6 protein-coding genes are annotated in these 5,025 nt (G+C 68.3%); all 6 read right to left on the bottom strand.

The window, feature by feature from the left end; all coding sequences use genetic code 11:
* Positions 1-64: 64 nt before the first annotated feature.
* Entirely contained in the window at positions 65-883 is an 819-nt protein-coding gene (gene pssA / locus CCN44_RS26735; RefSeq protein ID WP_059254185.1) for a CDP-diacylglycerol--serine O-phosphatidyltransferase, read from the bottom strand.
* Between the two features lie 22 nt (positions 884-905).
* Positions 906-1,562, bottom strand: coding sequence for a phosphatidylserine decarboxylase (locus CCN44_RS26730; protein ID WP_086700246.1), 657 nt, complete (start codon positions 1,560-1,562; stop codon positions 906-908).
* A 171-nt stretch (positions 1,563-1,733) separates the two neighbouring features.
* Positions 1,734-2,939 carry an acyl-CoA dehydrogenase family protein gene (locus tag CCN44_RS26725; RefSeq protein ID WP_059254187.1) on the bottom strand — a complete coding sequence of 402 codons (1,206 nt, stop codon included), beginning with the start codon at positions 2,937-2,939 and terminating at the stop codon, positions 1,734-1,736.
* Positions 2,940-2,941: 2 nt separating this feature from the next.
* Complete coding sequence (locus tag CCN44_RS26720; protein ID WP_059254189.1) at positions 2,942-3,454, bottom strand: MaoC family dehydratase; 513 nt, start codon at positions 3,452-3,454, stop codon at positions 2,942-2,944.
* A 5-nt stretch (positions 3,455-3,459) separates the two neighbouring features.
* A complete protein-coding gene (locus tag CCN44_RS26715; protein ID WP_059254191.1) occupies positions 3,460-4,422 on the bottom strand; it encodes an HpcH/HpaI aldolase/citrate lyase family protein in 963 nt (320 codons plus the stop codon).
* On the bottom strand, positions 4,419-5,025 hold a 607-nt coding region (locus CCN44_RS26710), incomplete at its 5' end, for a cobalamin B12-binding domain-containing protein (RefSeq protein WP_167404033.1). The genes CCN44_RS26710 and CCN44_RS26715, both read right to left, overlap by 4 nt.

The following is a 5,025-nucleotide window of genomic DNA, read 5'->3' as shown; positions in this document are numbered from 1 at the left end:
CGAGCGAGGGGCCCCCTACCCAGAACCGGGTAGGGGGCCCCTCGTCGTACGTCTGCCCGCCGGGCTACGGCAGCTGCGCCGCCCGCGCCTCGCGGCGGTTGTCGCGGAAGTTGTTCACCCGCCGAGCCGTGGCGAACAGCGGAATCACCGCGCCCATGACCAGCTGCAGCGCGCAGCCCGTCTGGAGCAGCAGCTGCCCGCTGGGCGCGTCGAAGGCCCAGGCGGCCAGCAGGCCCATGGACAGCACGATCCAGGAGAGCATGGCCCCGGCCAGCCGTCCCCGCGGCTTCGGGTACTCCACCCGGCTCACCATCAGCCACGCCGTCCCCAGGATCGCCAGCAGGGTGGCCACGAAGGGCAGCTCCAGCAGCACGATCGAGACGACCGTCAGCGCGCCGAACGGCGAGGGCATGCCCTGGAACATGCCGTCCTTCATCGTCACGCACGAGAAGCGGGCCAGTCTCAGCACCACCGCCAGCAGCACCACGATCGCGCCCACCGCCGCCACCCGCTGGTGCGCGTCGTCGGCGACCATGCCGTAGACGAGCACGAAGTACGCGGGGGCGAGCCCGAAGCTGATCAGGTCCGACAGGTTGTCCAGCTCGGCGCCCATGGGGGAGGAGCGCAGCTTGCGCGCCACCAGGCCGTCGAACAGGTCGAAGACCGCCGCGCAGAGCATCAGGATGACCGCCGTGGCCGCGCTGTGGCGGGCCATGCCGGACTCCTGGCTGCCGGTGAGGTGCGGGATCAGGATGCCGGTGGTGGTGAAGTACACCGCCATGAAGCCGCACGTGGCGTTGCCCAGGGTGAGCGTGTCCGCTATTGAGAGGCGGAGCGAGAGGGGCATCTCCTCCTCTTCGTCCACCTCGTCGGCCTCGGGCACCCAGCCCGCCTGGGTCTCCGGATCAATCACGGTCAATGCGAGTCACCCCAGCCACGGTCTTCTGTCCGACCTCGACCGCGACCTCCACGCCTTCGGGCAGGTAGAGATCGACACGCGAGCCGAAGCGGATCAGACCGATTCGGTCGCCCTGCTCGACCTTCGTGCCCTCCGGGAGGTAGGGCACGATGCGGCGGGCCACCGCGCCGGCGATCTGGATCATCTCGATGTCGCCGAGTTCGGTGTCGAAATGCCAGACTACGCGCTCGTTGTTCTCGCTCTCCTTGTTGAAAGCCGGAACAAAGCCGCCGGGGATGTGCTCGACCGACGTGACCGTGCCCGCGAGGGGCGCGCGGTTCACGTGCACGTTGAGCGGGCTCATGAAGATCGCGACGCGGGTTCGCCCGTCCTTCCACGGCATGATGCTCTGCACCACACCGTCGGCGGGCGAGATGACCCGGCCCTGGGTGATCTCGCGCTCGGGGTCGCGGAAGAACCACAGCATGCCCGCCGCGAGCGCGGTGGCGGGCACGGCGACGGCCTTGGCGACGCCCGAACGGCGAGCGCGGGCCAGGCTGAGGGCTGCGGTGGCGACGGTCGGGAGAAGCCACGGCGATGCTCCGCGCGCGAGGCGTGCGCCTACCAGGCTGTCGCGGTGTGCAGAGGTTTGGCTGTGGGGCATGGATGACCTTCGTAGCGGATGATGCCGCGCTCTGATCGGGGGACGGCGGCTTTCCCGGGATCGTACCGGGCGCGGGCCACAACTCGGCAAGCCAGGAAGCCGAGTCGGCGGCCGAAGAGTGTCTACGGGGTGTGATCTTCTTCTCGAAGAAAACACCCCGTATCCGGACAATCAGCCCTGGAATCGATACTCTTCGAGCAGCCTGCGGCCGATGATCATTTTCTGGATCTCGGCGGTACCTTCACCGATGAGCAGCATCGGAGCCTCGCGGTAGAGTCGCTCGATCTCGTACTCCTTGGAGAAGCCGTAGCCGCCGTGGATCCGGAAGGCGTCCTCCACGACCTCCTTGCAGTACTCGGAGGCGAGGTACTTCGCCATGCCGGCCTCCAGGTCGTTACGCTCCCCGGAGTCCTTTTTGCGTGCGGCGTTCACCATCATCGCATGCGCGGCCTCGACCTTGGTCGCCATCTCCGCCAGCTTGAACTGGATGGCCTGGTGCTGGGCGATCGGCTTGCCGAAGGTGTGCCGCTGCTGGGCGTACTGGACGCCCAGCTCGAAGGCGCGCTGGGCGACACCGCAGCCGCGGGCCGCCACATTGACCCGGCCGACCTCCACGCCGTCCATCATTTGGTAAAAACCTCGGCCGGTGACCCCGCCGAGCACCCGGTCGGCCGGAACGCGCAGGCCGTCCATGATCAGCTCGGTGGTGTCGACGCCCTTGTAGCCCATCTTCTCGATCTTGCCGGGGATGGTGAGGCCCGGGCGGACCTCGCCGAAGCCCGGCTCCTTCTCGATCAGGAAGGTCGTCATCGACTTGTGCGGCGCGGTGCCCTCGGGGTGTCCTTCGTCACTCCGGACCAGCACGGCCACGAGCGAGGACGTGCCGCCGTTCGTCAGCCACATCTTCTGGCCGTTCAGGACGTACTCGTCGCCGTCCTTGACCGCCTTGGACGTGATGGCCGACACATCGGAGCCCAGGCCCGGCTCCGACATCGAGAAGGCGCCCCGGATGTCGCCGGCCGCCATCCTCGGCAGGAAGTGGTCCTTCTGCTCCTGCGTGCCGTGCTGCTTGAGCATGTACGCGACGATGAAGTGGGTGTTGATGATGCCGGACACCGACATCCAGCCGCGGGCGATCTCCTCCACGCACAGCGCGTAGGTGAGCAGCGACTCGCCCAGGCCCCCGTACTCCTCGGGGATCATCAGACCGAACAGACCCAGCTCCTTGAGCCCGTCCACGATCGCTTGCGGGTACTCGTCGCGGTGCTCCAGCTCGGTCGCGACCGGGATGATCTCCTTGTCGACGAAGTCCCGGACGGTGGAGAGGATCTCCTGCTGGACGTCGGTCAGACCGGCGGTCTGGGCGAGACGGGCCATCGTCACTTCTCCTGCTGCTTCAGCTCCGGGCGGCCCGGCTGCTCGCCGCCGCGCTCCTTGATGTACGTCTCGGTGGGCACCATCACCTTGCGGCGGAAGACGCACACCAGGGTGCCGTCCTGCTTGTAGCCCTTGGTCTCGACGTAGACGATCCCGCGGTCGTTCTTCGACTTCGACGGCCACTTGTCCAGCACCGTCGTCTCGCCGTAGACCGTGTCGCCGTGGAAGGTCGGCGCGACGTGCTTGAGCGACTCGATCTCCAGGTTGGCGATGGCCTTGCCGGAGATGTCCGGGACGGACATGCCGAGCAGGAGGGAGTAGATGTAGTTGCCCACGACGACGTTCTTGCCGAAGTCCGTCGTCTTCTCCGCATAGTTGGTGTCCATGTGGAGCGGGTGGTGGTTCATGGTGAGCAGACAGAACAGGTGGTCGTCGTACTCCGTGACCGTCTTGCCCGGCCAGTGCTTGTACGTCGCCCCGACCTCGAACTCCTCGTAGGTGCGTCCGAACTGCATCGCGCTCAGGCCTCCGGGATCTCGAAGGTGCTGGTGCGCCGCATGCCGGCGGCGCGCCCCTTGCCCGCGATGACCAGGGCCATCTTGCGGCTGGCCTCGTCGATCATCTCGTCGCCGAGCATCGCGGAGCCCTTCTTGCCGCCCGCCTCGGACGTGTAGTACTCGTACGCGTCCAGGATCAGCTCGGCGTGGTCGTAGTCCTCCTGGGAGGGCGAGAAGATCTCGTTGGACGCCTCGACCTGGCCCGGGTGCAGCACCCACTTGCCGTCGAAGCCGAGCGCGGCGGCGCGCCGGGCGACCTCGCGGTAGCCCTCGACGTTGCGGATCTGGAGGTAGGGGCCGTCGATCGCCTGGAGGTCGTTGGCGCGGGCGGCCATCAGGATCTTCATCAGGATGTAGTGGTAGGCGTCCGCCGGGTAGCCGGGCGGCTGCTCGCCCACGACGAGGGACTTCATGTTGATGGAGGCCATGAAGTCGGCCGGGCCGAAGATGATCGTCTCCAGGCGCGGGGAGGCCTGGGCGATCGCGTTGACGTTGTTCAGGCCCTGCGCGTTCTCGATCTGCGCCTCGATGCCGATCCTGCCGACCTCGAAGCCCATGGTCTTCTCGATCTGCGTCAGCAGCAGGTCCAGGGCGACGATCTGCTCGGCGTTCTGCACCTTCGGCAGCATGATGCAGTCGAGGTTCTGGCCGGCGCCCTCGACCACCGTCACGACGTCCCGGTACGTCCACTCGGTCGTCCAGTCGTTGACGCGCACCACCCGGGTCTTGCCGGTCCAGTCGCCCTCGTTGAGGAACTTGACGATGGTGTGCCGCGCCTCGGGCTTGGCGAGCGGCGCGCACGCGTCCTCCAGGTCCAGGAAGACCTGGTCCGCCGGGAGGCCCTGCGCCTTCTCCAGGAAGCGCGGGTTGCTGCCGGGCACGGCCAGGCAGGAGCGCCGCGGGCGAAGGCGGTTGACCGTTGTCATGCGGGGACCTCCAGGGGGTCGAGCTTGTTCGCTTTCCGGATCTCGTCGACGATGCGGCCGATGATCCCGGTGATGTCGAAGTCCTTCGGGGTGAACACCGCGGCCACCCCGGCGGCCCGGAGCTGTTCGGCGTCCCCGTTCGGGATGATGCCACCCGCGATCACGGGTATATCTGTGGCACCGGCCACACGCAGCCGCTGGAGGACGTCCGGGACCAGCTGGGCGTGCGACCCGGACAGGATCGACAGGCCCACGGCGTGGACGTCCTCGGCGAGGGACGCGTCCACGATCTGCTCCGGGGTGAGCCGGATGCCCTGGTAGACCACCTCGAACCCGGCGTCCCGGGCCCGCACGGCGATCTGCTCGGCGCCGTTGGAGTGCCCGTCCAGGCCCGGCTTGCCGACCAGGAAGCGCAGGCGCGCGACGCCCAGCTCGCGGGCGGTGGCGTCCACCTTGGCGCGGACCTCGGCGAGCGCCGAGCCGGCCTCGGCGGCGACGGCCACCGGCGCGGAGGAGACCCCGGTGGGCGCCCGGTACTCGCCGAACACCTCGCGCAGGGCGCCCGCCCACTCGCCGGTGGTGACGCCCGCGCGGGCGCACTCC

It is taken from the genome of Streptomyces tricolor, assembly GCF_002155905.1.
Taxonomy (GTDB): domain Bacteria; phylum Actinomycetota; class Actinomycetes; order Streptomycetales; family Streptomycetaceae; genus Streptomyces; species Streptomyces tricolor.
This window is presented reverse-complemented; position numbering and strand designations above follow the sequence as displayed.

Excerpts from the sequence above, each read along its gene's own strand:
- CCN44_RS26730 (WP_086700246.1), bottom strand. The coding sequence starts at position 1,562 with ATGCCCCACAGCCAAACCTCTGCACACCGCGACAGCCTGGTAGGCGCA.
- CCN44_RS26725 (WP_059254187.1), bottom strand. The coding sequence starts at position 2,939 with ATGGCCCGTCTCGCCCAGACCGCCGGTCTGACCGACGTCCAGCAGGAG.
- CCN44_RS26720 (WP_059254189.1), bottom strand. The coding sequence starts at position 3,454 with ATGCAGTTCGGACGCACCTACGAGGAGTTCGAGGTCGGGGCGACGTAC.
- CCN44_RS26715 (WP_059254191.1), bottom strand. The coding sequence starts at position 4,422 with ATGACAACGGTCAACCGCCTTCGCCCGCGGCGCTCCTGCCTGGCCGTG.